Origin of the sequence: Aestuariivita sp. (genome assembly GCF_049276915.1) — a bacterium.
Lineage (GTDB): Bacteria > Pseudomonadota > Alphaproteobacteria > Rhodobacterales > Rhodobacteraceae > Aestuariivita.
This window is the reverse complement of record NZ_JBASXK010000138.1, coordinates 1-23,860: the sequence shown is the minus strand read 5'-3', so window position 1 is coordinate 23,860 and position 23,860 is coordinate 1. Positions and strand designations below refer to the sequence as shown.

At 63.7% G+C, this 23,860-nt stretch carries 28 protein-coding genes and 2 tRNA genes; 24 read left to right on the top strand and 6 right to left on the bottom strand.

Annotation, left to right across the window (positions count from 1 at the left end; all coding sequences use genetic code 11):
* On the top strand, positions 1–213 hold a 213-nt coding region (locus WAO69_RS14915; protein WP_422180523.1), incomplete at its 5' end, for a hypothetical protein.
* Positions 214–349: 136 nt separating this feature from the next.
* Here WAO69_RS14915 and WAO69_RS14910 read toward each other — a convergent pair.
* Positions 350–424 (bottom strand) — tRNA-Thr (locus WAO69_RS14910).
* An 84-nt stretch (positions 425–508) separates the two neighbouring features.
* Here WAO69_RS14910 and WAO69_RS14905 point away from each other — a divergent pair.
* From WAO69_RS14905 to WAO69_RS14835, 15 genes are all read left to right on the top strand, one after another.
* Positions 509–679, top strand: coding sequence for a hypothetical protein (locus tag WAO69_RS14905; protein ID WP_422180521.1), 171 nt, complete (start codon positions 509–511; stop codon positions 677–679).
* A 3-nt stretch (positions 680–682) separates the two neighbouring features.
* Positions 683–1,951, top strand: coding sequence for a UDP-N-acetylglucosamine 1-carboxyvinyltransferase (gene murA, locus WAO69_RS14900; RefSeq protein WP_422180519.1), 1,269 nt, complete (start codon positions 683–685; stop codon positions 1,949–1,951).
* Positions 1,948–2,418, top strand: a complete 471-nt coding sequence (locus WAO69_RS14895; RefSeq protein ID WP_422180517.1) for a DUF2948 family protein — start codon at positions 1,948–1,950, stop codon at positions 2,416–2,418. The genes murA and WAO69_RS14895 overlap by 4 nt, the downstream gene beginning before the upstream one ends.
* The gene (locus tag WAO69_RS14890) at positions 2,415–2,924 is read left to right on the top strand and encodes a GNAT family N-acetyltransferase (protein WP_422180515.1); all 510 of its coding nucleotides are present in this window, start codon (positions 2,415–2,417) and stop codon (positions 2,922–2,924) included. Before WAO69_RS14895 ends, WAO69_RS14890 begins: the two co-directional genes overlap by 4 nt.
* A gap of 31 nt (positions 2,925–2,955) precedes the next feature.
* A complete protein-coding gene (hisD, locus tag WAO69_RS14885; protein WP_422180513.1) occupies positions 2,956–4,257 on the top strand; it encodes a histidinol dehydrogenase in 1,302 nt (433 codons plus the stop codon).
* A 5-nt stretch (positions 4,258–4,262) separates the two neighbouring features.
* Entirely contained in the window at positions 4,263–4,742 is a 480-nt protein-coding gene (locus tag WAO69_RS14880; protein ID WP_422180511.1) for a UPF0262 family protein, read from the top strand.
* A gap of 1 nt (position 4,743) precedes the next feature.
* Complete coding sequence (locus WAO69_RS14875; RefSeq protein ID WP_422180509.1) at positions 4,744–5,205, top strand: low molecular weight phosphatase family protein; 462 nt, start codon at positions 4,744–4,746, stop codon at positions 5,203–5,205.
* Positions 5,202–5,588, top strand: a complete 387-nt coding sequence (locus WAO69_RS14870; RefSeq protein WP_422180507.1) for a ketosteroid isomerase-related protein — start codon at positions 5,202–5,204, stop codon at positions 5,586–5,588. The genes WAO69_RS14875 and WAO69_RS14870 overlap by 4 nt, the downstream gene beginning before the upstream one ends.
* On the top strand, positions 5,585–6,169 hold the full coding sequence (locus WAO69_RS14865) for a GNAT family N-acetyltransferase (RefSeq protein ID WP_422180505.1): 585 nt from the start codon (positions 5,585–5,587) through the stop codon (positions 6,167–6,169). The genes WAO69_RS14870 and WAO69_RS14865 overlap by 4 nt, the downstream gene beginning before the upstream one ends.
* Before the next feature lie 87 nt (positions 6,170–6,256).
* Positions 6,257–7,144, top strand: a complete 888-nt coding sequence (locus WAO69_RS14860; RefSeq protein WP_422180503.1) for a carbon-nitrogen hydrolase family protein — start codon at positions 6,257–6,259, stop codon at positions 7,142–7,144.
* A 70-nt stretch (positions 7,145–7,214) separates the two neighbouring features.
* On the top strand, positions 7,215–7,433 hold the full coding sequence (gene infA / locus WAO69_RS14855; RefSeq protein WP_005978431.1) for a translation initiation factor IF-1: 219 nt from the start codon (positions 7,215–7,217) through the stop codon (positions 7,431–7,433).
* Positions 7,434–7,494: 61 nt separating this feature from the next.
* The gene (locus WAO69_RS14850; protein WP_422180500.1) at positions 7,495–8,283 is read left to right on the top strand and encodes a hypothetical protein; all 789 of its coding nucleotides are present in this window, start codon (positions 7,495–7,497) and stop codon (positions 8,281–8,283) included.
* Positions 8,284–8,344: 61 nt separating this feature from the next.
* The gene (locus WAO69_RS14845) at positions 8,345–8,935 is read left to right on the top strand and encodes a Maf family protein (protein ID WP_422180499.1); all 591 of its coding nucleotides are present in this window, start codon (positions 8,345–8,347) and stop codon (positions 8,933–8,935) included.
* Positions 8,932–9,954: a ribonuclease E/G gene (locus tag WAO69_RS14840; protein WP_422180497.1), complete on the top strand. Its 1,023-nt coding sequence runs from the start codon at positions 8,932–8,934 to the stop codon at positions 9,952–9,954. Before WAO69_RS14845 ends, WAO69_RS14840 begins: the two co-directional genes overlap by 4 nt.
* Complete coding sequence (locus tag WAO69_RS14835) at positions 9,951–10,145, top strand: DNA gyrase inhibitor YacG (protein ID WP_422180495.1); 195 nt, start codon at positions 9,951–9,953, stop codon at positions 10,143–10,145. Before WAO69_RS14840 ends, WAO69_RS14835 begins: the two co-directional genes overlap by 4 nt.
* On the opposite strand, the gene cueR is transcribed toward WAO69_RS14835, so the two are convergent.
* From cueR to WAO69_RS14810, 5 genes are all read right to left on the bottom strand, one after another.
* Positions 10,139–10,528, bottom strand: coding sequence for a Cu(I)-responsive transcriptional regulator (gene cueR, locus WAO69_RS14830; RefSeq protein ID WP_422180493.1), 390 nt, complete (start codon positions 10,526–10,528; stop codon positions 10,139–10,141). The genes WAO69_RS14835 and cueR overlap by 7 nt on opposite strands.
* Before the next feature lie 11 nt (positions 10,529–10,539).
* Positions 10,540–13,023, bottom strand: a complete 2,484-nt coding sequence (locus WAO69_RS14825) for a heavy metal translocating P-type ATPase (RefSeq protein WP_422180491.1) — start codon at positions 13,021–13,023, stop codon at positions 10,540–10,542.
* Between the two features lie 78 nt (positions 13,024–13,101).
* The gene (gene leuD, locus WAO69_RS14820; RefSeq protein ID WP_422180488.1) at positions 13,102–13,668 is read right to left on the bottom strand and encodes a 3-isopropylmalate dehydratase small subunit; all 567 of its coding nucleotides are present in this window, start codon (positions 13,666–13,668) and stop codon (positions 13,102–13,104) included.
* Positions 13,665–15,032: a 3-isopropylmalate dehydratase large subunit gene (leuC, locus tag WAO69_RS14815; protein WP_422180486.1), complete on the bottom strand. Its 1,368-nt coding sequence runs from the start codon at positions 15,030–15,032 to the stop codon at positions 13,665–13,667. Before leuC ends, leuD begins: the two co-directional genes overlap by 4 nt.
* Positions 15,029–15,832: a GntR family transcriptional regulator gene (locus tag WAO69_RS14810; RefSeq protein WP_422180484.1), complete on the bottom strand. Its 804-nt coding sequence runs from the start codon at positions 15,830–15,832 to the stop codon at positions 15,029–15,031. Before WAO69_RS14810 ends, leuC begins: the two co-directional genes overlap by 4 nt.
* A 128-nt stretch (positions 15,833–15,960) precedes the next feature.
* Here WAO69_RS14810 and WAO69_RS14805 point away from each other — a divergent pair, with 128 nt between their 5' ends.
* The 8 genes from WAO69_RS14805 to WAO69_RS14770 form a co-directional block, all read left to right on the top strand.
* Positions 15,961–16,518, top strand: a complete 558-nt coding sequence (locus tag WAO69_RS14805) for a tautomerase family protein (RefSeq protein ID WP_422180482.1) — start codon at positions 15,961–15,963, stop codon at positions 16,516–16,518.
* Positions 16,515–18,206: a hydantoinase B/oxoprolinase family protein gene (locus WAO69_RS14800; RefSeq protein WP_422180480.1), complete on the top strand. Its 1,692-nt coding sequence runs from the start codon at positions 16,515–16,517 to the stop codon at positions 18,204–18,206. The genes WAO69_RS14805 and WAO69_RS14800 overlap by 4 nt, the downstream gene beginning before the upstream one ends.
* Positions 18,203–20,263: a hydantoinase/oxoprolinase family protein gene (locus WAO69_RS14795; protein ID WP_422180478.1), complete on the top strand. Its 2,061-nt coding sequence runs from the start codon at positions 18,203–18,205 to the stop codon at positions 20,261–20,263. Before WAO69_RS14800 ends, WAO69_RS14795 begins: the two co-directional genes overlap by 4 nt.
* Positions 20,260–20,877: a cysteine hydrolase family protein gene (locus WAO69_RS14790; protein WP_422180476.1), complete on the top strand. Its 618-nt coding sequence runs from the start codon at positions 20,260–20,262 to the stop codon at positions 20,875–20,877. The genes WAO69_RS14795 and WAO69_RS14790 overlap by 4 nt, the downstream gene beginning before the upstream one ends.
* Complete coding sequence (locus WAO69_RS14785; protein ID WP_422180474.1) at positions 20,874–21,740, top strand: isocitrate lyase/PEP mutase family protein; 867 nt, start codon at positions 20,874–20,876, stop codon at positions 21,738–21,740. The genes WAO69_RS14790 and WAO69_RS14785 overlap by 4 nt, the downstream gene beginning before the upstream one ends.
* Position 21,741: 1 nt before the next feature.
* Positions 21,742–23,109: an FAD-dependent oxidoreductase gene (locus tag WAO69_RS14780; protein ID WP_422180472.1), complete on the top strand. Its 1,368-nt coding sequence runs from the start codon at positions 21,742–21,744 to the stop codon at positions 23,107–23,109.
* 88 nt (positions 23,110–23,197) lie between these two features.
* Positions 23,198–23,272 (top strand) — tRNA-Phe (locus WAO69_RS14775).
* Between the two features lie 337 nt (positions 23,273–23,609).
* Positions 23,610–23,860: acetolactate decarboxylase (locus WAO69_RS14770; RefSeq protein WP_422180470.1), on the top strand; the 251-nt coding region annotated here is incomplete at its 3' end.

Genomic DNA, 23,860 nt, shown 5'->3' with positions numbered 1-23,860 from the left:
GCCGTCGTTCTCAAAGAGAAAGGATACAGGTATATGAGGGATAACGTGATCCCCTTCCCCGGCGCTGCACCCGAGCCTGATCCCGCGCCTGAGCCGCAGGTCGTGACGGTGATAGTGATCCAGCCTGCTCCATCAATCACGCCGCTCGGCGCGCTGCTGGCCATTGTGTGCGGTGCGCTGACGTTCCTGCCGGTGACGGCGCTGATCGCCTAAACCCCTTGCAGATACGGCCCACGCGGCCCGTCGGAGCAATCTGGCGGGCCTTTTTGTGGAAACGGCCAAATTGAACCGTTTTTGAACCATCGCCCTGATCTGGCGATCTGATTTTCTGCTCAGTCATTGGTTTTCATGGTGCTGCTGGAGAGAATTGAACTCTCGACCTCTCCCTTACCAAGGGAGTGCTCTACCTCTGAGCTACAGCAGCACTGTGGGCGGCCTGTTAAACCCAATTCCCTATCCGTGCAAGCGCAATCTGGACGGCTTTGGCCCTGTGAGATAGAGAGGGGGCATGGCGCAGAAAACACCTCCCGCACAACCCGGAAAAACCGGGGAAAGCCGCGAAGATCGGCTCAAGGCGGCATTGAAAGCGAACCTCGGACGGCGCAAGGCTCAGGCCCGGGCGCGTTCCGCAGGTGAGGCCAGCGCCGAGGCAGAGAAATCAGGCGGCAACAAAGGGTAAGTCATGGACCAGATCATCGTCACAGGAAACGGCGCCCTTTCGGGACAAATCCCGATTGCAGGGGCCAAGAATGCGTGTCTGACGCTGATGCCGGCCACCTTGCTGAGCGAAGAGCCATTGACGCTGACCAATGCGCCGCGCCTCAGTGATATTCAGACGATGACGGCGCTGCTGCAATCGCTGGGGGCCGAAGTGACCAGCCTTCAGGGCGGGCAGGTCATCGCCATGTCCAGCCATGACATCAACAACCACACCGCCCATTACGACATCGTGCGCAAGATGCGCGCCTCGATCCTTGTGCTGGGGCCGATGCTGGCGCGGGACGGGCATGCGGTGGTGTCGCTGCCCGGCGGCTGCGCGATCGGTGCACGGCCGGTCGATCTGCATCTCAAGGCGCTTGAAGCGATGGGGGCCCAGTTGGACCTCAAGGACGGCTATGTCCATGCCAAGGCACCGGGCGGGCTGAGGGGCGGCATCGTCGAGTTTCCCTTCGTCACCGTCGGTGCCACGGAAAATGCCCTGATGGCGGCCACGCTGGCCAAGGGCACCACGGTTCTGAAGAACGCCGCCAAAGAGCCCGAGATCGTCGACCTGGCGCAATGTCTGCGCAAGATGGGCGCCCAGATCGAGGGCGAGGGCACCGATACGATCACCATTCAGGGGGTGGATCGCTTGCACGGGGCGACCCACCCGGTCGTGACAGACCGGATCGAACTGGGCACCTATATGCTGGCCCCGGCCATTGCCGGAGGCGAGGTTGAACTTCTGGGCGGGCGGCGCGATCTTCTGGAAGCCTTCTGTCAGAAGCTCGAGGCGACCGGCGTGCATATCGAGGAAACAGACAGCGGCCTCAAGGTCTCGCGCAATGGCAATGGCATTCGCAGCGTCGATGTCACCACCGAGCCGTTCCCGGGCTTTCCCACGGATTTGCAGGCGCAGATGATGGCGCTTTTGTGCACGGCGGACGGGGTCAGCGTGCTGGAAGAGAAAATCTTCGAAAACCGGTTCATGCATGCGCCTGAACTGATGCGCATGGGGGCACAGATCAATGTGCAGGGCGGCACGGCCAGGGTTAAGGGTGTGCCACGTCTCAAGGGGGCACCGGTGATGGCCACCGATCTGAGGGCTTCGGTCTCGTTGATCCTCGCGGGGCTGGCGGCGGAAGGCGACACCGTGGTCAGCCGGGTCTATCACCTGGATCGCGGCTATGAGCATGTGGTGAGCAAGCTGCGCGGCGTCGGTGCCAAGATAGAGCGGGTGCGCGAACAGTGACCGAGGACGCCCTTTTCGAAGACGGTCGCGAGGCCCCTCTCCATCTGGGGGCATTCGACGGCGAGGATCTGACCATCATCGCCAGCCTGGCGCAGGACGCGGTGTTTCCCATCACCGAGATGACATGGCGTCCGCGCGATCGCCGCTTTGGCCTGCTGATCAACCGGTTTCGCTGGGAAGACACCGGGCGGGCGCGCCACGGGGCCGAACGCGTGCAGTCGGTGCTGGCGGTCGAGAACGTGCTGAACGTGTCCAGCCAGGGCATCGACCGGTCTGACCGTGATACGGTCCTGTCGCTGTTGTCCGTGACCTTCGAGCCGGGCGACGAACCTTCCGGGCATGTTCTGCTGACGCTGGCCGGCGATGGGGCGATCCGTCTGGAGGTCGAGGCGCTTGATGTGACCCTGCGTGACATGACACGGCCCTACAAGGCTCCGTCTGGAAAGGTCCCGAGCCATGGGGAATGACCTTCATGCTGCATGAGGTCGTTACGCTAACCCCCGCCGATCAGCCCAATTGGCGACGCTTGCGGCTTGAAGCGCTTGAAAGCTATCCGGCGGCCTTCCTGACGACAGCGGGCGAACAGCGCGCGCGCCCCGCTTCGGTGGATCGTGCGGCCTTGTCCGGGGGGAACTGGCGCGGCCTGTATCATGAGCGCGAGATGATCGGAATAGGGGCACTGATTCCGATGCAACAGGAGGCCTGCGCCCATCGCATGCAGATCGGCGCGTTCTACGTTGTCGAGGCTCACTGGGGTTCGGGCGCGGCGCAGGTGTTCCTTGATGCCCTCATCACCGAGGCGCGCAAGCGCGGCGCGGGTCAGCTTGAACTCTCGGTTGCCGCCGACAATCCCCGCGCCATCCGGTTTTATGAGCGCAACGGCTTTGAGAGATACGGCACCCAGCCGCGTGCGGTCATTCTGGACGGCGTGGCGCAGGATGATTTCTTTTACGTCAGGATGCTTGACCGTTGAGCCTGTTGCACCTCTGAGATAAAGGCCCGCTATGGTTCAGTTTCTTGATACATCCGATCCCGATTTCGAGGCGCGCTTCACCACCCTTCTGGGGGCCAAGCGCGAAGACAGCCCAGATGTGGACGCCGTGGTGGCCGATATCATCTGCGATGTGCGTGCGCGCGGCGATGCCGCGGTCATTGCCCTGACCGAGAAATTCGACAGGCTGACACTGACGCCGCAGACGCTGGCGTTTTCAGCCGAGGAGATCGCCGCGCATTGCGCCATGGTGACGCCCGAGGATCGCGCCGCACTGGAACTGGCCGCCGCGCGTATCCGCGCCTATCACCTGCGCCAGATGCCCGCCGATCAAAGCTGGACCGATGAGACCGGGGCCGAGCTGGGCTGGCGCTGGTCGCCGGTTTCGGCGGCGGGGCTTTATGTGCCGGGCGGTCTGGCCTCTTATCCCTCGTCAGTTCTGATGAATGCTGTGCCTGCCAAGGTGGCGGGTGTCGAGCGGCTGGCCATTGTGGTGCCAACGCCTGACGGGGTGGTGAACCCGCTGGTTCTGCTTGCGGCACAGATCGCCGGTGTCGATGAAATCTATCGCATCGGCGGCGCGCAGGCGGTGGCGGCATTGGCCTATGGCACGGAAACGATTGCTCCGGTGGACAAGATCACCGGCCCCGGCAATGCTTTCGTTGCAGCGGCGAAGCGGCGGGTCTTTGGCAAGGTCGGCATTGACATGATCGCCGGCCCGTCGGAAATCCTGGTGATCGCGGATCGCGACAATGACCCGGACTGGATCGCGCTGGATCTGCTGAGCCAGGCGGAACATGACGAAAGCGCGCAATCGCTGCTGATCACCGATGATGCCGATTTCGGCAAGGCGGTGGCGCGCGCGGTCGAGGCCAATCTGGAATGGCTCGAGCGGCGCGGTATCGCCGGTGCCAGCTGGCGTGACTTTGGCGCGGTGATCACCGTGCGCGATCTGGACGAGGCCGCGCGGTTGTCCAATCGCATCGCGCCCGAACATCTTGAGCTTTGCGTGGCCGATCCTGACGCCCTGTCGGCCCGGTGCATCCATGCCGGCGCGATCTTTCTGGGCCAGTGGACCCCCGAGGCCATCGGTGACTATGTCGGCGGGCCCAACCATGTGCTGCCGACGGCGCGTTCGGCCCGGTTTTCGTCGGGATTGTCGGTGATGGATTTTCTCAAACGCACCACTCTGGCGCGGATGACACCGGATTCGTTGCGTGCTATTGGCCCCGCGGCGGAGCGGTTGGCGCAATCCGAAAGCCTGCAGGCCCATGGCCTGTCTGTGCGGGCAAGATTGGACAAGTTGAACAGGTGATGGACATGTCGCGGATCATTGAAATCGAGTTGGATGACAGCGGCCTTCCCGCACCCACGCCCGAGATCGAACAAGAGCGCAAGGTCGCCATTTTCGATCTGCTTGAGGACAATACATTCGTGCTGCCCAAGCGCGACGACCGCCCCGTGCCCGAAGGCCCCTACAAGATGCATCTGGCGATCTGGGAAAAGCGGCTGGTCTTTGATCTGCTGACCGAAGCGGATGACAAGGCGGCCGAGTTCCACCTCTCGCTCAGCCCGTTCCGCCAGGTGGTCAAGGATTACTACCAGATCTGCGAAAGCTATTTCGAAGCCGTCAAGACCATGCCTCCCAGCCAGATCGAAACCATCGACATGGCCCGCCGCGGCATTCACAACGAAGGAAGCCGCGTTTTGCAGGAACGCCTGGCAGGCAAGGCCGAGATCGACACCGATACAGCGCGCAGGCTCTTTACCCTGATTTGCGTGCTGCATTTCGGGGGCTGAGGTGAGCGAAAAGCTTCCACAATCGGTTCTGTTTTGCTGTGATCATAATGCAGTCCGCTCGCCCATGGCCGAGGGCATCATGAAGAAGTTCTATGGCACCGGCACCTATGTGCAATCCGTGGGCGTGCACAATGACATGGAGATCGACGGCTTTTCCATCGCGGTCTGCCAGGAAATGGATGTCGAACTGGCCCGCCACCGCTCGCGCTCGTTCGACGAGATGGAGCAATGGGGCGAAGACCTCAGCTCATTCGACCTGGTGGTCGCCCTCTCGCCCGCGTCCCAGCGCCGCGCACTGGACCTGACGCGGTTTTATCATCTGGCGGTGGAATACTGGCCCATCATCGACCCCACGGGCCTGGGCGAGACGCGCGAGGCCAAGCTGGCATCCTACCGGCAGGCGCGGGACCAGATCATCACCAGGCTCAGGCAAAAATGGGGTCCACCCACGGAGGTTTCATGAACACGATCGTAGAAGCTTACTTCAAGGCGTTCAACGCGGGCGACATCGCCGGCATGCTGGACTGTGTCACCGAGGACGTGGCCCATCACGTCAACGAGGGGCAGATCCGCACCGGCAAGGCCCTGTTCGAGGCGTTTTGCACCCATATGAGCCGCACCTACCGCGAGACTCTCACGGATATGGTGATCTTCGAGAACGGCGACAGGGCCGCGGCGGAATACGTGGTGAACGGCACCTATCTGGAAACCGATGCCGGATTGCCCGAAGCCAAGGGGCAGACATATCGCCTGCCTGCGGGATCGTTCTTTGATCTCAGGGATGGCAAGATTGCCCGCGTCACGACCTATTACAACCTGGCCGATTGGGTAAAGCAGGTGTCATGATCGACACCCGCGTTCTGACCGGCACCCGGCTCGAGGCCGCGCTGGACGATGTGGCAGGTCTCAGGATCGCGGTGTTTCGGGACTGGCCCTATCTTTACGATGGGGATCAGGCCTATGAGAGGGCCTATCTCGAGGCCTATCGCAACAGCGATCGCGCGATCCTTGTCGGGGCGTTCGACGGCGAGACGCTGGTGGGGGCCTCGACCGGGGCACCCTTGGGCGAACATGCGGATGATTTCGCAGCCGCCTTCGACGGGCAGGGATATGATCTGGACGATGTGTTCTACTGCGCGGAATCCGTGCTGCTCAGCCGCTATCGCGGGCAGGGCGTGGGGCATCGGTTCTTTGATCTGCGCGAGGCGCATGCGCGCGCCCTGGGCTTTGGCTTCAGCGCGTTTTGCGCGGTGCAGCGCCCGGCGGATCATCCCGACCGACCTGCCGGCTATCGCCCGCTTGATGCCTTCTGGCGCGCGCGCGGCTATGCGCCGCTTGCCGGTGCGGTGGCGCAGTTTTCCTGGAAGGATCTGGGGCAGGACAGTGAAACCCGCAAACCGCTTCAGTTCTGGATCAGGGCGCTGTGATCTGATTGAGTGCGGATATCGTCCACGGTCTTTGGGTCCGTGGCGTCGGTGAAGACCAGAACACCCAAGGACGCAGGAGAGACCGACATGAAAGTTGCCGCCGCCGCCTATCCGCTGGATATCCTGCCCGACTGGCAGGCCTATGAGGACAAGCTTGCAGCCTGGGTCGGCGAGGCCGCCGGGGCAGGGGCCGAGTTGCTGGTCTTTCCCGAATATGGCGCGATGGAACTGGCCACATTGGCCGGGCTTGAGATTGCGGGCGATCTGGAAGGCTCGCTACATGCGGTGGCCGAACGGCTGGATCGGGCGGATGCGGTGCATGCCGCACTGGCGCGCGAACACGGCGTGCATATCCTGGCCGCCTCGGGCCCTGCTGCGGGCGATCCCCGGCCCGTCAACCGCGCACGCCTGATCACGCCCGAGGGCGCTGTGGGCGTGCAGGACAAGCAGATCATGACCCGGTTCGAGCGCGAGGATTGGGATGTCGCCCCCGGCGGGCCGCTTCGGGTGTTCGAGACCGATCTGGGCCGGATCGGCATTCTGATCTGTTATGACTGTGAATTTCCCCTGTTGGGGCGCGCCTTGTCCGAGGTCGATCTGTTGCTTGTACCCTCCTGTACCGAAGCGCTGGCCGGATACTGGCGCGTGCGGATCGGCGCGATGGCGCGGGCTCTGGAAAGCCAGTGCGTGTCGATCATGTCCTCGGTTGTGGGGGATGCGGCATGGTCCGAAGCGATGGAGACAAATACCGGCGCGGGCGGCATTTTCGGCCCGCCGGATCGCGGTTTTCCCTCAACCGGCGTGCTGGCAGTGGGCGAGATCGGAGTGGCGGGCTGGACCTATGGCGAGGTGGATCTTGCCGCCATTGCCGAGGTGCGCCGGGACGGGGTTGTCCTCAATCGCACGCACTGGGACGAACAAACGCCGCGTCACCATTCGGTCACTTCGGTGAAACTGTGCGCAGATCGCCCTTGATAATCAGGCCGATTGGCCTCATTTAGTAGCGCGTTCGCAGATTGGCGGACGGATGAGTAAAGGAGAGACCATGGCCAAGGAAGATACGCTCGAATTTCCCGGTGTCGTAAAGGAACTCCTGCCGAATGCGACGTTTCGGGTCGAGCTTGAGAATGGCCATGAAATCATCGCTCATACGGCAGGGAAAATGCGCAAGAACCGTATCCGGGTTCTGGCTGGTGACAAGGTGCAGGTCGAAATGACGCCCTATGATCTGACCAAGGGTCGGATCAACTATCGCTTCAAGTAGAGCGCTGCGAGATGCAGCGCTGCCGCAAGACGACAGGCCGGAGCGCGCCCAGGCGCGCGGCATGACACGGGTCTCGGGGCAGTTGACGGCACCGGCTGGACTGCGTCGCAGGACGCAGCCGTCCACGCGCAAGGTGATCATCGCCATCCCCTGCTATGGCGGCAAGGCGGACATGACGCTGACCGAAAGCCTGTTCCGGCTGCTGACGGCGGCCCCGCGTCTTGACGTGTCCTTTGACCTTGTGAGCGTGGACTATGCCGATATCGTGGTGGCTCGCAATTACCTTGCGTCGTTGTTCTACTTTCACGAGGCGGATGCCTCGCATCTTTTGTTTCTGGACGATGACATGGGATTCGATCCGGACCTGATTGCGGACATGCTTGCGCTGAACCGGCCGGTGGTGGGCGCGGTCTATCCGCGCCGCACAATCGATCTGAAGGCTTTGCATGGCGCGGCGGGCCAGCCCTTTGAGCGTGCGCTGGCCGAGGCTTGCGGATTTGTCGGCGATCCGGGCGCTGTATCGGACGCGCCCTTTGTCCGGGTCAGGCGCTGCGGTACCGGTATCCTGCTGATTCAGCGCGCCTGTCTTGACCGGATGCTTGACAGGCAGCCCGATCTGATCGACCGCGAGAAATTCCGCGGCAATCCCGCGCTGGCGCGGGTGTTCGACAAGATGATCACGCCCTTCGACAAGATCGTCGTGGACGGGCACGAGCTGTCCGAGGATTTTTCGTTTTGCCACCGCTGGGTCGCACAATGTCAGGGCGAGATCTGGGTCAGCCAAGATCACAGGATCCGGCATCGCGGATCGCTGGAAGTGCAAAGCCGCTATCGCGATCTGAAAGCGTGATCGCAGGGTTGCCGAACGGCCTGGCGCGCCGCCTGACCGGGCCCGGACCAAGGGAGAAAGAATGATGCAGACCAGACCGCGTCTCGTGCTGGGATCGGGCAGCCCGCGCCGGCGCGAGTTGCTGGCACAGATCGGCATCGAGGCCGATGACACCCGCGCGCCCGATATCGACGAAACGCCCCTGCCGCGGGAATTGCCGCGCCCCTATTGCGCCCGTATGGCGCGTGAAAAGGTCCGCGCTGTGCCTGCGGGGCCGGATGATATCGTCTTGTGCGCGGATACCACCGTTGCCCTGGGGCGGCGCATTCTGGGCAAGCCTGCGGATGCGGGTGAAGCGGCGCGGTTTCTGTACCTGATGTCGGGGCGGCGTCACCGCGTGATCACCGCGCTGGCCGTGCGCCGGGGCGACAGGCTGTGGGAGGGCGATGTGGTCAGCCAGGTGCGCATGAAGCGGCTTTCGGATGATGAGGTGAATGCCTATCTGGCCACAGGCGACTGGCAGGGCAAGGCCGGGGGATACGGTATTCAGGGGCCTGCGGGGGCGTTCATCCCGTGGATCTCGGGCTCGTTCACCGGGGTCGTTGGATTGCCCTTGGCGGAAACGGCGGGGCTGTTGCAGGCTGCGGGCTATCCGGTTTGGAGGATGAAATGAAGGGACGCGTCATCGTTCTGGATCACTTGGGCGACCGTCAGGCGGCGGCCTTGATGGTGGATGGTCAACTGGATGATCTGCTGGTGGAAACCGACGCTCCTGCGCCGGGCACGATCTATCGCGCGGTGGCCGAACGCCCCGTGAAGGGGCAGGGTGGGCTGTTTCTCAGGACCCCCGATGGTGCCGCCTATCTGCGCCAGGCCAAGGGCATCGCGCAGGGCGAGGTTCTGAGCGTGCAGGTCACGGGCTTTGGAGAGCCGGGCAAGGCTATCCCGGTCACCACCCGCGTGCTGTTCAAAAGCCGCTTTGCGATTATCACACCGGATGCGCCGGGTCTGAACATTTCGCGCCGCATCAAGGATGACGATCTGCGCGACACGCTGCTGGAACTGGCTCATGAGGGAATGGAGGGCTCGGAAATGGGGCTGATCCTGCGCTCGTCCTGTGCCGAGGCCGATCCCGATGATGTCAGCGCCGATATCGCCGACATGCGCGCCATGGCCGAGACTGTGATGGCCGATGACAGCACCACGCCCGAAGTCCTGCTGCGCGGCGATGATCCCTGGCAACTGGCCTGGCGCGAATGGAGCGCGCCGGCCGACGTGGCGCAGGAACCCGGAGTTTTCGAAACCCACGGCGTGCTTGATGCGCTGGATGCTGCGCGCGCCAGCCATATCGCGCTGGGCGCGCAGGCCTCGATGTATGTCGAGGCAACGCGCGCGCTGATCGCGGTTGATGTGAACACCGGAGCGGATGGCAGTTTCGCCGCCGGGCTCAAGGCCAATATCGCGGCGGCCAAGGCCCTGCCGCGCGCGCTCAGGGTGCGCGGTCTGGGAGGGCAGATCACGATGGATCTGGCCCCGATGCCCAAGAAAGAGCGGCGCAGCTTTGAAAATGCCCTGCGCGCGGCCTTTCGCGGCGATGATGTCGAGACGGTTCTGGCAGGCTGGACGCCTTTGGGCCATTATGAGCTGCAACGCAAACGCGCCCGTCTCCCCCTGAGCGAGGTTCTGACATGAGCTGCCCGATCTGCCAGTCTGCCACGGATGCCAAGTACCGCCCGTTCTGCTCGCGGCGCTGCGCGGATGTGGATCTGGCGCGCTGGTTCAACGGCAGCTACGCGGCACCCTCACTTGATCCCGACGATGCCGAAAAAGCCATCGACGAGGTCGAGGCGCTGATGCAGTCCGAAAGCACCAAGCCTCACTGACCATCCGCCAGCGAAGTCAGGATCGGACAATCGGGCCGGTCGTCTCCGGCGCAGGAGCGCACCAGTTCGGACAGCGTATCGCGCATGGCCTGCAGATCGGCGATCTTGTCCTCGATCCGGGCCAGGTGATCGCTGGCAATGGCACGCACATCGGCACTGGCGCGCGCGCGATCCTCCCAGAGGGCCAGCAGGGCGCGGCATTCGTCGATGGAAAACCCCAGGGCGCGCGCCCGCGCCAGGAAGATCAGCATATGCATATCCGCCTCGCTGAAGGCGCGATACCCGTTGGCGTCGCGCGCGGGGCGCACAAGGCCGATGTCCTCGTAATAGCGGATCGTCTTGGCAGGCAGCCCGGCGCGTTCTGCAACCTCTCCGATGTTCATCCCCGTTTTCCTTATTCCGCCGGCTGTGCCAGCCCATGCGCCGCGCGCGGGGCGGGCGGGGGTGGCACCGCGCCGACACGGCGCAGGCGCAACGCGTTGCTGACCACCGCCACCGAGGACAGCGCCATGGCCCCCGCCGCCAGCATCGGCGACAACAGGATCCCCCAGAGCGGATAAAGCACACCAGCCGCCACCGGGATCAGCAGCGTGTTGTACCCAAAGGCCCAGCCAAGGTTCTGGCGGATGTTGCGCATCGTCGCCCGGCTGATGGTCAGGGCGCGCAGCACACCGCTCAGATCGCCCGAGACCAGCACCACATCCGCGCTTTCAATCGCCACATCCGTGCCGGTGCCAAGGGCAATGCCGACATCGGCATGCGCCAGGGCGGGGGCGTCGTTGATGCCGTCACCTACAAAGGCCAGCCCGCTGCCATCGCCGCGCAAGGCATCAAGGGCCGCAACCTTGCCATCGGGCAGGACTTCGGCGACCACATGGTCGATGCCCAGTTTCTGCGCGATGGCCTGCGCGGTCTGGCGGTTGTCCCCGGTGATCATCGCGGTTTTCAGACCCATGGCATGCAGCGCCTTGATGGTGGCTGCGGCGCTGTCCTTGACGGGGTCCGACACGCCGATGACGGCAGCGATCCGCCCCTCGAAGGCGGCGAACAGCGGGGTCTCTCCGGCCTGCGCGATCTCGTCGGCTGCCTGTGACAGCGCCGCGATATCCACGCCCAGTTGTGCCATGAAGCGATCCGCGCCGACGCTGATCTCACGCGTGCCGGCGCGCGCACTCACGCCCATGCCGGTGACGGCCCTGAACCCGGTGATATCGGGCAGGGACAGAGTGCGATCCCGCGCGGCGCGGGTGATGGCGGCGGCGATGGGGTGCTCGGACCGGGCCTCAAGGGCTGCGATCAGGGCCAGCGCCTCGTCCGCGTCAATTCCCTCTGCGGTTTCAAAGGTGGTCAGCGTGGGCTGGCCGCGCGTCAGCGTGCCGGTCTTGTCAAAGGCCAGGATGCTCACGCGGCTCAGGCTTTGCAGCGCGTCCCCCTTGCGGAACAACACCCCCAGATCCGCCGCGCGGCCGGTGCCCACCATGATCGAGGTCGGCGTGGCCAGACCCATGGCGCAGGGGCAGGCGATGATCAGAACCGCCACCGCGGCCACCATGGCAGGGCCGATACCGGCCCCGAAGAGGATCCAGACCGCCAGCGTCAGCGCCGCCAGCACCAGCACACCGGGCACGAACCATGCCGTCACCCGGTTGACCAGATCCTGAATGGGAAGCCGCGCGCCCTGCGCGTCCTGCACCATGCGGATGATCTGGGCCAGCATCGTGTCGCCGCCGACCTTGGTGGCTTCGAAGCGCAAGGCCCCGGTGCCGTTGATCGTGCCGCCGACCACCGGATCACCGACCCCCTTGGCCACGGGCACGGGTTCTCCCGAGATCATGCTCTCATCCACGAAGGACTGCCCATCCGTCACGATGCCATCCACCGCGATGCGCTGTCCGGGGCGGATCAGAAGGATATCGCCGACCCGGATCTGATCCACGGGCAGCTCGATCGTCTGTCCGTCCCGTTCAACCTGGGCCGAAGCCGGTGCCAGCCCCACAAGCCGCGCGATGGCGGCCCCGGTCTTGCCCTTTGCGCGGGCCTCCAGATAGCGCCCCATCAGGATCAGCGTCACGATCACGGCGGCGGCCTCGAAATAGACCGCCACGCTGCCTGCGGGCAACAGGGCGGGGGCAAAGGTGGCCAGTACGGAAAAGCTCCAGGCCGCCGTGGTGCCGATCGCGACCAGGGAATTCATGTCCGGCGTGGCCATGAACAGGGCCGGGAATCCCAGCGTCAGGAATTGCCGCCCCGGCCCCGCCAGCACAGCCGTGGTCAGCACGAACTGGATCACGCGGCTGGTCTGCATGCCGATCGTGCCCATGATCCAGTGATGAAAGGCGGGGATCATGTGGCTGCCCATCTCAAGCACGAAGACCGGCAGGGTCAACAGCGCCGCGATCAAGGTCGCGCGGCGCAGCGATGCGACCTCTTCATTGCGCTCGGTGCCCGGATCATCCGCCGGGCTGGCCCGGCGCGCCGGATAGCCCGCCTGCCCAAGCGCCGTGATCGTGGCCTCTGCCGCGCCCGATCCGGCCAGCGCTGTCACGCGCGCCTCATTGGTGGCCAGATTGACCTCGCCGCTCAGCACGCCGGGTTGCGCAGCGATCAGCCGTTCCACCCGCCCCACGCAGGAGGCGCATGACATCGCGCTGACAGTCAGGCGGATGTCCTCGATGACGGCGGGATACCCCGCGTTTTCAAGGGTCTGGCTGATGTGGCTCGGGTCCAGTGCTGCGCCACTCAGGGTGGCGGATTTGGTGGCAAGATTGACAGTGGCGGTGCTGACCCCCGGCTCGGAAAGCAAGGCTTTCTCGACGCGCCCCACGCAGGAGGCGCAATTCATGCCATTGATGCGGAATGTGAGGGTGGTTGCGGTCATCAGACCCGGTGTCCTTGCAAGCTGTGTTAGTGCCTACATAGGGCTTCCAGTCACTGGAAGGTCAAGGTCTGTTCTGTGTCATGTCCGCGCCGGGGCGCTCCAGGGCGCGCGCGGGTGATGGGCGGCCTTGAAACGCGCAATGGCATCGCCGCGCTGCGCCGTCAGGTCGATATCGTCCCAGCCGTTCAGAAGCTTGGTCTGCCAGACCGGATCGATGTCAAACGGAGTTTCGCCCCCCGCGTGGATGATCCGCGCGCCTTGCAGATCAACGGTGATCTCGCCGCTCAGCCCTTCGAGAACCTGCGCGGGGATGCGCGCGGGCAGCAGCCCGTTGTTCACGGCGTTTGACGAGAAGATATCACCGAAGGACGGGGCCAGCACGGCGCGGATGCCGAAATCCACAAGCGCATAGACCGCCGCTTCGCGCGATGAGCCGCAGCCGAAATTGCGCCCTGCAATCAGGATCTGTGCGCCTTCCGGCAGGCGGGCCTGCGGTTCTTCCTCGCGCAGGTCATGCAGCAGGACCGGGCCATAGCCTTCGCTGCGCGGACGCGACATGAAGCGCGCCGGGATCAGCTGATCGGTATCGACATTGTCCAGCATCAGCCGCGCGGGCGTGCCGGTGATCGTGGTGAAACCGCTCATTCCCGGCCCTCCAGCAGGGGGCGCACATCACTCAGGGTGCCGGTGACGGCTGCGGCGGCCACCATGGCGGGCGACATCAGATGGGTGCGCGCACCAGGGCCTTGCCGGCCCTTGAAATTGCGGTTCGTGGTCGAGGCACAGCGCTTGCCCGGTGCCACCAGATCGCCGTTCATGCCCACGCACATCGAACAGCCCGAGGCCACCCACTCAAGCCCCGCCTGCACAAAGACGCGGTCCAGCCCCTCGGCCTCGGCCTGTTTCTTGATCTGCGTCGATCCCGGAGATACCAGCCCCGGCACCCGCGCGCGCCGTCCGCGCAGGACCGTGGCGGCGGCGCGCAGATCCTCGATCCGCGCATTGGTGCACGAGCCGATAAAGACCTGATCCACTGGCGTGCCCTGCAACGGTGCACCCGCGCTCAGCCCCATGTAATCCAGCGCATCGCGCGGCGCATCCAAGGGCACCGATCCGGTGATCGGCAAGGCCTGATCCGGGCTGGTCCCCCATGTCAGTGTCGGCGCGATCTCACTGGCATCCAGCGAGATGTCACGGTCATAGGCAGCATCCGCATCGCTGGGCAAGGCCAGCCAGGCCTCTGCCGCCTGCGCCCAGTCCGCCCTCGGCGCAAAGGGGCGGCCCTTGATATAGGCCAGCGTCACCTCGTCCGGGGCCACCATGCCAAAGCGTCCGCCGCCCTCGATCGACATGTTGCACAGGGTCAGCCGCCCCTCCATCGACAGGGCGCGAATGGCGCTTCCGGCATATTCGATGGCATGGCCCCGCGCCCCGTCAGCGCCCAGCCGGGAAATCCAGGCCAGCGCGATGTCCTTGGCGGTGACACCGGCACCCAGCTTGCCCTCGACCGTGATCCGCATCGCCTTGGGCCGGCGCTGCCAGATCGTCTGGGTGGCCAGCACATGGGCCACGTCGGTCGCGCCGATCCCGAAGGCAATCGCGCCAAAGGCACCATGGGTCGAGGTATGGCTGTCGCCGCAAACGATCACCAGCCCCGGCAGCGTCAGCCCCTGTTCCGGCCCGATCACATGCACGATGCCCTGGCGCGGATCGCCCATAGCGAAATGCTGCAGGTGATGGGTCTGCGTATTGGCCCCGAGCGTCGCGATCATCCCGGCGATATCGTCGCTGGCAGGCCGTCCCCGGGTCGGCGCATAGTGATCCGTCACCCCGAATGTCAGCCCCGGTTCGGCCACCGGCATGCCGCGCTCGGCAAGTTTGCGGAACGCATGGTGCGAGCCTTCATGCACGAAATGGCGATCCACCCAGAGCAGATCGGTGCCATCGGCGCGCGCCTCGATCACATGGGCGGCCCAGACCTTGTCGAACAGGGTGCGCGCTGCGCTCATCTTGCTGCTCCGATCACCGGTTCCCAATGGCGGTTCTCGCGTGCGCCCACGCGGGTCAGGGCCATGTCGAGCCGGAACATGTCCGGGCGATAGAGTGCGGACAGATATTCGATGCCGCGCCCGGCATCATCATGCACCACCCGCGTCAGCGACAGCAAGGCTGCCCCCACCGACACCCCCAGGGCCTCGGCCACATCCGGCGCGGCCAGGGCCGCGGTCACGCTCTGACGCGCCGAGGCGACAACGACGCCCGAGCGTTCAAGCAGTTCAAACAGTGGCGTGGTCGCCAGATCCGCCTCGGAATAGCTGAGCGAGATCGCCTCGGGCACATGGGTCGTGAGATGGGAAAACGCCGTGCCATCCGCACTGCGCACCCGCGTGGCCGTCTGCACCCGCGCGTCCCCCTCCAGCGCCAGCGCGGCGCGCACATGGGCGGGGGCGGTGCCATAGGAAAACGATAGCAGCCGCGCCGACGTCTGCCGCCCCATCTGCACGATCTGGGGAATAAGCGTGGCCATGTCCGCGGTAATCGCGCCATCAGGCTGGGTCCCGGCACGCACGATGGAACCGGCCCCTGTCTTCTTTTCGATCAGCCCATCGCGCGCCAAAGCGTCCAGAGCGCGCCTCACCGTCACCCGCGAGACTCCGTGAATGCCCGCAAGTCGCTGTTCACTGGGCAGGACCGTACCCTCGGGCTGCTGCCCGCTGGCGATCTCATCGCGCAGCAACAGGTAAACCCGGCGGGACTTGCCGCCTTCCGGAAGATCCGATGTGATCTGATCGCGCAAATCTGCCCCCATATCGTATCGCTCAGAGTATCGGCGCACCCCATTTAAGGCAAGAATTTATCCTCTTGGTAATCCGAAATCAGAAATTTACTTATCCAGATATCTGTATTACAAAAAATACAAATTACCTGGGGGAAGACATGCCAATCGTCGAAATCCACATCCTTGAAGGCTATAGCCCCGAGGAGAAATCCCGGCTGGGGCGCGCTCTCACGGATGCCGTGCGCGCGGTCGTGCCTGCCGCCCCCGAAGCCATCACCGTGATGACCCACGAGATGACCCGCGACAATTACCTGCGCGGCGGCCAGTCCCGCAATCCCGCCCCGGCGCTGCCGGATGCCGCCGGGATCGTGCGCGATTTCCTTGCGGCCATGGAGGCCCGCGACCTGGATCTGGCCAGCAGCTTTCTGGGGGTCGGCTTTTGCATGCAGTTTCCCGGAACCGAGGTCATGCACAGGCTGAGCCAGCTGATCGAATGGGCAAAGCCGCGCTATCGCTTTGTCAAGAAAACCTATGAGCGCTTTGACACCTCGATGAGCGATGAGGGTCCGGTGGTCTATTGCTATGGCACGCTCCATGGCGAATGGCCCGATGGCACGGCATTCGAGGGCATCCGCTTCATCGACCGCTTTCAACTGAGTTCGGGCCTGATCGTGCGTCAGGACGTCTGGAACGACATAGCCGAGGTGCGCCCATGAGCGATATCGACCCGATCACGCTGGCGGTTCTGGCCGGGCGCATGGAGCAGATCGCCGATGAAATGGACGCGACCCTGTTTCGCGCGGCATTCAATCCGATCATTGCCGAGGCCCATGACGCCTCGCATGGGCTTTATCATGCGCTCAGTGGTGACACGCTGGTGCAGGGCAAATCCGGCCTGCCGATCTTCGTTGGCGTGATGGCCTTTGCCGTCAAGGCGGTGATCGACAAGGCCGAACGGGACGGTGACCTGGCGGATGGAGATATCTATATCTTCAACGATGCCCATATCGGCGGCACGCATCTGTCCGACATGCGCCTTGTACGTCCCTATTTCCGGGATGGTCAGCTGTTTTGTTACCTCGCCTCGGTCGGCCATTGGCACGATGTGGGCGGCGCGGTGCCGGGCAATTACAACCCGGCCGCGACGGATGCCTTTCAGGAGGCGTTCGTGCTGCCGCCGGTGCGTATCGCGCGCGCGGGCGTGATCCAGCACGACATCATCGACATCCTGATGCGCAACACCCGGCTGCCGCAATCGGCGCAGGGCGATCTGAACGGTCAGCTGGGCGCGCTGGATCTGGGCGTCAAACGGCTGGATGCGCTGCTGGATGAATACGGCGCCGACACCGTCGGGGCCGCTCTGGAGGCGCTGGGTCACCGCGCCGAGGCGCTCATGCGCTCAGAGCTTGACGGCCTGCCGGACGGGCGCTGGGAGGCCGAGGATTTTCTTGACAATGACGGCATCACCGACACGCCGCTGCCGATCCGCGTCGCGCTTGAGATCCGGGGCGACGAGATGATCCTGGACTTTGCCGGCACGGCCCCCGTGACCGCGGGGCCGGTGAACATTGCGCTGCCCACGGCGGTGGCGACGGCCTATGTGGCGATCAAGCACATCTTTCCCGCGCTGCCTGCCAATGCCGGCGTGATGCGCCCGATCGATGTGCGCATCCCCGAGGGATCGCTGTTGTCGGCTGAGTTTCCGACCCCCACGGGCGGCTATACCGAAACCATCCTGCGCATGATCGACGTGATGTTCTCGGCCATGGCCAAGGCCGCGCCCGAGCGTGTTGTGGCCAATGCCTATGGCACGATCAATGCGCTGTCGATCGCGGGCAAACGGGCCAATGGCGCGCCTTGGGTCATGTTCTCGTTCTTTGGCGGCGGGCATGGCGGGTCGATCGAAAGTGACGGTTTGAACCATGGCAACGCGCCGATCTCGACCGCCACGATCCCGCCTCTGGAGATCCTCGAGGCCGCCTATCCGGTGATGTTCAAGACATGGGCTCTGCGCCCCGACAGTGCCGGAGCCGGAATGCATCGCGGCGGTCTGGGCGCGGTCTACGAGATCGAACTGCTGGAAGAAAACGCGCGCGCCTTCCTGTTTGGCGAACGCGGCAGATTTGCCCCCAAGGGGATCGTCGGAGGGGGCGAGGGCGCAATGAACCATTTCGAATACCAGCAGGATGATGGCTGGCACGAACCGCCCATGGCCTCCAAGATGCTGGGAATGGCGCTGAAGCGCGGCCAATGCGTGCGTCTGGAAACACCCGGAGGTGGTGGCTATGGCGCGCCTGCGGATCGCGACCCGGCCGCTGTCGCGCGCGACGTGGCGCTGGGCTTTATCTCCGAGGACAATGCGACCGCGCTCTACGGCCCGGCATGGACAGAGGTGTCATCATGAGCGGCAAGATGGTTGGCGTGGATGTGGGCGGCACCTTCACGGATGTGTTCGTTCTGGACGAGGCCACGGGCGAGGCGCGCGTCGCCAAGGTGCCCACCACGCGCCCGGATCAGTCCGGCGGCTTTCTGGACGGCATCGCCCGGCATATCGACGATCTGTCGGACATCGCCGTTGTGGTGCATGGCACGACCGCCGGGACGAATGCGCTTTTGGAGCGCAAGGGCGCGCGCATCGGCGTGATCACCACCGAGGGACTGGGCGACGTGCTGGAAATGCGCCGTCGCGACCGCCCCCGCACCTGGGGGCTGCGCGGTGATTTTGAGCCCGTGGTGCCGCGTGATCGTCGCCTTGAGGTCTCTGAACGGACCCTTGCGGATGGTACAAAACGCACAAAGGTGGATCTGGAACAGGTACAAAACGCTACAAAACAGCTGTTGGACATGGGCTGCGAGGCCGTGGCGATCCTGTTTGCCAATGCCTATGCGAACCCCGAAAACGAGCAGGACGCCGCCCGCGTGGTGCGTGCGATCTGGCCCAATCCGCATGTGGCGACATCGTCCGAAATCCTGCCCGAAATCCGCGAATTCGAACGGTTTTCCACCACCGCTCTGAACGCCTATCTCCAACCCGAAGTCGCTGGATACATCGACCGTCTGGAGACCGCGCTGAAGGGCGGAGGCTTTGGCGGTGAGTTCATGATCGTGCAGTCCAACGGCGGCGTGATGGGGGTGGATACCGCCTGCCAACTACCTGTTCGCACTGCACTTTCCGGCCCTGCCGCCGGTGTGATCGCGGCGGGCTATATTGCCCAGACCGCAGGGTATCCGGATGTGATCACCGGCGACGTGGGGGGCACCAGCTTTGACGTGTCGCTGGTGGCGGACGGGCAATCCATGCTGGCCCCGCAGACCTCGATCGACTTTGGCATGGTGGTGCGCACCCCGATGATCGAGATCGCCACCATCGGTGCCGGTGGCGGCTCCATCGCCTGGGTCGACAAGGGCGGTCTGCTGAACATCGGCCCCGAAAGCGCCGGCTCCGACCCCGGCCCCGTCGCCTATGGTCGCGGAAATGACCGCCCCACAGTGACCGATGCCAACGTGGTTCTGGGCCGGATCGACCCGGACAGCCCGATTGGCGGCACGCTTGAAGGGCTGTATGTCGAGGCGGCAAAAATCGCAATAGATCAACATGTTGGCGGCCCTCTTGGTTTGGATACGATGGCCGCCGCCGAGGCGATCCTGACGGTTGCAAACTCGCGCATGGCAGGCGCGATCCGGCTGGTCAGCATCGAGCGCGGCTTTGACCCCAAACGGTTTTCCTACATGCCCTTCGGTGGCGGCGGCGCGCTGCATGCCGGTGCGATCCTTGCGGATGTGGGCCTTGCCCGCGCCATTGTCCCGCGGTTTCCCGGCGTGACTTCGGCCATGGGCTGCGTCATTGCGGACATGCGTCAGGATTTTGTGCAGACGCTGAACGTCATGGCCGATCAGATCGACGAGGCGGCCCTTGCCGGCGTCATGCAGACCCACGTGGATCAGGGTCTTGCGATGCTGGATGCCGCCAAGTCGAACTTTGAGGCGCGCGACGTGATCTTCGAGTTGGATATGGCCTATGTCGGCCAGACCCACACGGTTGCGGTTCCGCTGCCGGTCACCCTGACCGAAGGGCGCGTCATGCCGCCCACACGGGCCCAGATCGCAGAGGCGTTTGACGCGGCCTATCATGGCACATACGGGCGCTTGCTGAACAATGGCGTGCGCCGGGTCATGAACCTGCGCAGCGCGGTGATCGGACGGCGGCCCAAGTTCGACCTCTCGGCACTGGCCCCGCAGGAGGGCGGGTCGATCGAAGCCTCTCTCAAGTCGCATCGCGCCGTGCATTTCGCCGATAAATGGCATGATACCGCGATCTATGACCGGCTGAGCCTGCCGGTTGGCGCAGTTATCCAAGGCCCTGCAATCCTTGAACAATTGGACACGACCATTCTGATCGAGCCTGATCTCAAGGGCACGGTTGATACATATGGCAACATCATTATCGAGAGGCGCGCATGAGTATTCACACCCTTGATCCGAAACGCACCGGGTTGCTGACGATCGACCTGCAGAACGATTTCCTGCATCCCGAAGGGGCCTATGGCCGCGCGGGGCAGGGGGCGGCGGCCATCGCGGCTTTGCCCGCGCGTATCAAGCCTGTGGTGGACGCGTTGCGCGCGAAGGGCGGAACCTATCTGTCGGCTCAGTTCACGCTGGTGCCGGGGCCGGGAGGAGAGCCGCTGATCGCGCCGCATCTCAAGGAATTGCGCCCCTTCCTGACCAAGGGCGATTTCGCGCCCGGTGGCTTTGGTCACGCGTTGGTCGATGAGCTGGCACCTGCGGATTATACGGTTGAAAAGGTGGCCTATTCCGCCTTCTACCAGACGCGGCTGGAATACATCATGCGCGCGCTTGGTCTGGATACGCTGATCATCGGCGGGATTGTCACCAATGGTGGCGTGGCCTCGACCGTGCGCGATGCCCATCTGCGCAACATCGAGACGATCCTGCTGTCGGATGGGTCCGCCGCCTTCAAGGATGAGGTGCATCAGGCCACGCTGACTTCGCTGGGAACAGTCACCCAGGTAAAGAGTTGTGGCGAAACGATTGCGCTGATCGAGGCAAGCTCATGAGCCTCAAGACGCGGCTTGCGCAATCGCAGATCCTTGCAGCACCGGGTGTTTATGACGGCCTGACTGCGGCACTGGCTGAACAGGCGGGGTTCGAGGCCTTGTATCTGTCGGGCGCGGCCGTTGCCTATACACGGCTGGGCCGCCCGGATATCGGCCTGTCCACGATGAGCGAAATGGCCGACACGATGGCCTTGATCCGCGACCGGGTCGCATTGCCCGTGATCATCGACGCCGATACCGGTTTCGGCAATGCGCTGAATGCGCAGCGCACCATGCGGATCTATGAACGCGCCGGGGCGAATGCGCTACAGGTCGAAGATCAGACCTTTCCCAAACGCTGTGGGCATCTGTCCGACAAGTCCCTGATTTCAAAAGCCGAAATGGTAGGCAAGATTGCTGCGATGGCGGATGCGCGCGCCTCGGACGAGACACTGATCATCGCGCGCACCGATGCCATTGCCGTGGACGGGTTTAACGCGGCCATCGAGCGGGCAGGGGCCTATATCGAGGCCGGTGCCGATGTGTTGTTCATCGAAGCCCCGCGCAGCGGCGATGAGTTGTCCCGCGTGGCGGCGCAGTTTTCCTCACGGATCCCCTTGCTGGCCAATATGGTCGAAGGCGGGGCCACGCCGATGACATCCACCCAAGCCCTGCAGGATATGGGCTTTTCCATTGTTATCTTCCCCGGCGGGATCGTGCGGGCTCTGGCGCGCAGCGCGCAGGACTATTACACGAGCCTGCAGGCGAATGGATCGAACGTGCCGTTTCAGGACAGGATGTTCGATTTCGGCGGGCTGAACGAGGTGATCGGGACGGGCGACATGTTGGCGACGGGGGCCAGATACGAAACCGGTGAGCGCTGAGATGGCACAGGTTCTGCCTGCACCGGATCGCTTTGAACTGAGCCTTGAGGTGGTGATCGTGGGCGCGGGTGCAGCCGGTCTGATCGCCGCTCTGACCGCGCATGAGGCTGGTCGCGAGGTACTGGTTCTTGAAAGAGATGTCGAACCGGCAGGGTCAACGGCGCTTTCGGCGGGTCTGATCCCGGCGGCAGGGACCATGTTGCAAAAAGCGGCCGGAATTGAAGACAGCGCGGCGCTGTTCGAACAGGATATTCAGGCCAAGGCCAAGGGCGAAAACGATCCGGCCCTTGTCAATCTGATGGCTGGAAACGCGGCCGGTGTCATCGACTGGCTTGCTGGGACCCACGGGCTGCCATTCTCTCTGGTGGATGATTTCGACTATCCGGGTCACAGCCAGCGGCGGATGCATGGTCTGCCCACCCGCGCCGGGCGCGAGTTGATCGATGCGTTGCGCAGCCGCTGCGAGGCGCTGGGTATCGACATCGTCTGCGAGGCGCTGGTGGACACGCTGTATCGTGATGGCAACCGGATTGCAGGCATCGGGCTGACGCGCCCGGACGGCCAGCGCGAGCAGATGGGCTGCAAGGCGCTGATCCTTGCGTGCAACGGCTATGGCGGAAATCGCGACCTGGTGCGCACCTATATGCCCGAAATCGATAGTGCCGTGTGGTTTGGTCATGACGGAAACAAGGGCGATGCGGTGCTGTGGGGCCAGTCTCTGGGTGCCCGGACGCGCCATCTCGGGGCATACCAGGGGCATGGCAACGTGGCGCATCCGCATGGCATCCTGATCACCTGGGCGGTGATCACCGAAGGCGGGTTTCAGGTGAACACCAGCGGCGCGCGGTTCTGGGATGAATCCCAGGGATATTCCGAAGCCGCCCGCGCGGTGCTGTCCCAGCCCGATGGTGTGGCATTCGCTGTGTTCGATGCAAGGATCGCCGGAATCGCCCGCCAGTTCGCCGACTTCCGCGCCGCCGAGGCGCAAGGCGCGGTGATCTCTGCGCAAACGCCCCAGGAGCTGGCCATCAGGCTTGGTCTGCCCGAGGACAGCCTGTCCCGGGAGCTGGACCTCATTCAACCGGGAGTCCGCGACCGATTTGGACGCCGCTTTCCCGCACAGCCCCTGAGCGCGCCGTTTTGTGCGGTCAAGGTCACGGGTGCTCTGTTTCATACCCAGGGTGGCCTGGTTGTCGATAGTGCCGGCCGGGTGTGCGGCAAGGACGGCGCAACCTTTGAAAATCTTTATGCCGCAGGCGGAGCGGCCTGCGGTGTATCCGGCGCGGGGGATGCCGGTTATCTGTCTGGAAACGGCTTGCTGAGCGCCGCGGTGCTGGGGCGGATCGCAGGGTTGAACGCCTCAGGCTAACTTGATGCGCGGCGGGGCAAAAATCCTCTGGACAGTCCTGACAGGCTCCCCTAGAACGCCTCCACCCGAAACCCTCAGGTTTCTCCGTGCCCGGGTAGCTCAGGGGTAGAGCAGTGGATTGAAAATCCTCGTGTCGGTGGTTCGATTCCGCCCCCGGGCACCACTTTTACAAAGAAAAACAATAGCTTAGGTCGGCGCAAAACGCCCTATGCGTGTGTTTTTCAAAAACACACCAAACACACACTTTTTGCCGTGTTTTCAGGCTGCGTTCAGAGTGGAATCACGGTGTTGAACACTGTGAAGTTGCTCTGTGCTGCGTTGGCGGGAGAACAGGGAACACTGTGTCGCCCGCAGTGTTGCCAAAACTGTGTTTTCGGTATGTAGTTCAGACACTTTGTTGTTCAGATCGGTAGGGAACCAACTTTGGATTGTTGCATGGTCAACACCAAGTGAAAAACCATCGAAGTGCGGGCGACTATAATGCAACTAAGGGGTGTGGCGTGGCGAGAGAAGTTATAGATGATCGGTTCATAGGTTCTTTGCATTTACTCGCTTTGACTCGCAAAGGACTTTCACATGATCCGGCGACTGAACGCACGGCTATACAAGCGGGCACTATCAATGCCTTGCTCGATGGCTGTTATGAAGGTGACACCACTATTGATGAATTGCTGAGACTTGGTTCTGACGGAATAGGGACTGTGCAGAATCTGGATGGAGAACTTATTGTTTTGCGTGGCGTTGCATACAG

What these genes read in the sequence shown, in the direction of transcription:
- infA (WP_005978431.1), top strand. Translation starts at nt 7,215, where the DNA reads ATGGCCAAGGAAGATACGCTCGAATTTCCCGGTGTCGTAAAGGAACTC.
- WAO69_RS14825 (WP_422180491.1), bottom strand. Translation starts at nt 13,023, where the DNA reads ATGACCGCAACCACCCTCACATTCCGCATCAATGGCATGAATTGCGCC.
- WAO69_RS14845 (WP_422180499.1), top strand. Translation starts at nt 8,345, where the DNA reads ATGATGCAGACCAGACCGCGTCTCGTGCTGGGATCGGGCAGCCCGCGC.
- murA (WP_422180519.1), top strand. Translation starts at nt 683, where the DNA reads ATGGACCAGATCATCGTCACAGGAAACGGCGCCCTTTCGGGACAAATC.
- WAO69_RS14800 (WP_422180480.1), top strand. Translation starts at nt 16,515, where the DNA reads ATGAGCGATATCGACCCGATCACGCTGGCGGTTCTGGCCGGGCGCATG.
- WAO69_RS14840 (WP_422180497.1), top strand. Translation starts at nt 8,932, where the DNA reads ATGAAGGGACGCGTCATCGTTCTGGATCACTTGGGCGACCGTCAGGCG.
- leuC (WP_422180486.1), bottom strand. Translation starts at nt 15,032, where the DNA reads ATGAGCGCAGCGCGCACCCTGTTCGACAAGGTCTGGGCCGCCCATGTG.
- WAO69_RS14805 (WP_422180482.1), top strand. Translation starts at nt 15,961, where the DNA reads ATGCCAATCGTCGAAATCCACATCCTTGAAGGCTATAGCCCCGAGGAG.
- WAO69_RS14790 (WP_422180476.1), top strand. Translation starts at nt 20,260, where the DNA reads ATGAGTATTCACACCCTTGATCCGAAACGCACCGGGTTGCTGACGATC.
- WAO69_RS14890 (WP_422180515.1), top strand. Translation starts at nt 2,415, where the DNA reads ATGACCTTCATGCTGCATGAGGTCGTTACGCTAACCCCCGCCGATCAG.
- WAO69_RS14905 (WP_422180521.1), top strand. Translation starts at nt 509, where the DNA reads ATGGCGCAGAAAACACCTCCCGCACAACCCGGAAAAACCGGGGAAAGC.
- WAO69_RS14880 (WP_422180511.1), top strand. Translation starts at nt 4,263, where the DNA reads ATGTCGCGGATCATTGAAATCGAGTTGGATGACAGCGGCCTTCCCGCA.
- WAO69_RS14810 (WP_422180484.1), bottom strand. Translation starts at nt 15,832, where the DNA reads ATGGGGGCAGATTTGCGCGATCAGATCACATCGGATCTTCCGGAAGGC.
- WAO69_RS14835 (WP_422180495.1), top strand. Translation starts at nt 9,951, where the DNA reads ATGAGCTGCCCGATCTGCCAGTCTGCCACGGATGCCAAGTACCGCCCG.
- WAO69_RS14865 (WP_422180505.1), top strand. Translation starts at nt 5,585, where the DNA reads ATGATCGACACCCGCGTTCTGACCGGCACCCGGCTCGAGGCCGCGCTG.
- hisD (WP_422180513.1), top strand. Translation starts at nt 2,956, where the DNA reads ATGGTTCAGTTTCTTGATACATCCGATCCCGATTTCGAGGCGCGCTTC.
- WAO69_RS14850 (WP_422180500.1), top strand. Translation starts at nt 7,495, where the DNA reads ATGACACGGGTCTCGGGGCAGTTGACGGCACCGGCTGGACTGCGTCGC.
- WAO69_RS14870 (WP_422180507.1), top strand. Translation starts at nt 5,202, where the DNA reads ATGAACACGATCGTAGAAGCTTACTTCAAGGCGTTCAACGCGGGCGAC.
- leuD (WP_422180488.1), bottom strand. Translation starts at nt 13,668, where the DNA reads ATGAGCGGTTTCACCACGATCACCGGCACGCCCGCGCGGCTGATGCTG.
- WAO69_RS14860 (WP_422180503.1), top strand. Translation starts at nt 6,257, where the DNA reads ATGAAAGTTGCCGCCGCCGCCTATCCGCTGGATATCCTGCCCGACTGG.
- cueR (WP_422180493.1), bottom strand. Translation starts at nt 10,528, where the DNA reads ATGAACATCGGAGAGGTTGCAGAACGCGCCGGGCTGCCTGCCAAGACG.
- WAO69_RS14785 (WP_422180474.1), top strand. Translation starts at nt 20,874, where the DNA reads ATGAGCCTCAAGACGCGGCTTGCGCAATCGCAGATCCTTGCAGCACCG.
- WAO69_RS14795 (WP_422180478.1), top strand. Translation starts at nt 18,203, where the DNA reads ATGAGCGGCAAGATGGTTGGCGTGGATGTGGGCGGCACCTTCACGGAT.
- WAO69_RS14780 (WP_422180472.1), top strand. Translation starts at nt 21,742, where the DNA reads ATGGCACAGGTTCTGCCTGCACCGGATCGCTTTGAACTGAGCCTTGAG.